The organism is Shewanella sp. 11B5, assembly GCF_002836795.1.
In the GTDB taxonomy this organism is placed as follows: domain Bacteria; phylum Pseudomonadota; class Gammaproteobacteria; order Enterobacterales; family Shewanellaceae; genus Shewanella; species Shewanella frigidimarina.
In genome coordinates this window covers 1-1,187 of sequence record NZ_PJAP01000146.1, presented here as the reverse complement: position 1 = coordinate 1,187, position 1,187 = coordinate 1, and the positions used below count along the sequence as shown (strand labels likewise).

1 protein-coding gene is annotated in these 1,187 nt (G+C 34.9%); it reads left to right on the top strand.

Translation table 11 applies throughout. The annotated features are described in order from the left end of the window. Window positions 1–958, top strand: a 958-nt coding sequence (locus tag CXF78_RS01220) for a hypothetical protein (protein WP_219622046.1), incomplete at its 5' end; no start/stop codon positions are given. Window positions 959–1,187: the final 229 nt, after the last annotated feature.

Genomic DNA, 1,187 nt, shown 5'->3' with positions numbered 1-1,187 from the left:
TCTTAGGGATGTTCATCGAGGAATAACTAGCGATACTGCAAAGCTTCGTCTATATAACTTAGTCATGAATCTAGCTGAAAGTGGAAAAATGATCTTCCCTTTTTCAGAGTCACATTTTGAAGAGTTTTTAAAACAAACCAGTCCTGAGTCACTAGAATCTACGCTGTCTTTAGTATACTTATTGTCTAGAAACACTGCCATTCGACCTTATCGCGAACGTGTCGTTGTTGAATTTGAGTTCATGTTAAGATTCCTCCTAGATCCAGAAGGAATGAAAGGCCATAATTTGGAATTATGCTCTCAGCATATTTGGACTTGTGTAGCCTATGGATGGGGAAAGTTTACTGTAGTTGACACAGGTGAACAAAATAGAACATATGACAATAAAGTTCAGGATGTTTACTTTGATAATTCAATAGGCCTGGCAACTTATCTTGAACATTTACAGCATAATTCTGAGTTTGTTAATAGCTTTCCTGACCCCACACAAAAAATCCTAAATAGAAGAAAATCTAGAAGTGGAAGGATTAATGAAATATTAGTCCATGAACTCAAATCGGAAATTATTGAACATAAATGTGATATTTTAAATGCCATCTCAAACACTGTCGAAAATTACACTGTTGATCAAGCTAATTCTATTATGAATATTTTGTTTGAAAGAAAATGCGCAAATACTCTAGATGACCTTATTCCATCAATGAACACATTCTCTACTATTTGTGCCACTTGGATTATCTCACAAAATAAAAATATTAATATAAACGACTTTTTCGATATGCATCATGCTGCATCAGCCCTTCCATACTTTGATTTGTTTTTAACAGAAAAAAGCTTGTCAGATGCAATAAATCGGGTACTCCCTAAATATTTGCCATTTCAACATGTAAAGGTATATGCAAACATCGATAGTGCTATTGAAGCGTTAATAATACTGAGTGAAACTTCAGATAATTAAAATTTAAGTATACATTCTGTATTAAGGTGTAATATCCGAAAAACAGCCCTTTATTATAATAGTTGTAACGCACTTTGGGGCAAAAACGACTTGGATTTGATTTAAAAATGTACAAACTCAACTCAGAACTTGAGGACGTTGAAGAAAATAGCGTGAGCCTGACAGGACGTCAGGCTAGCTTTCGTTGGCCAGGGATGGCCTATCGGAAGCGTTAGCATTTTCGAATAAG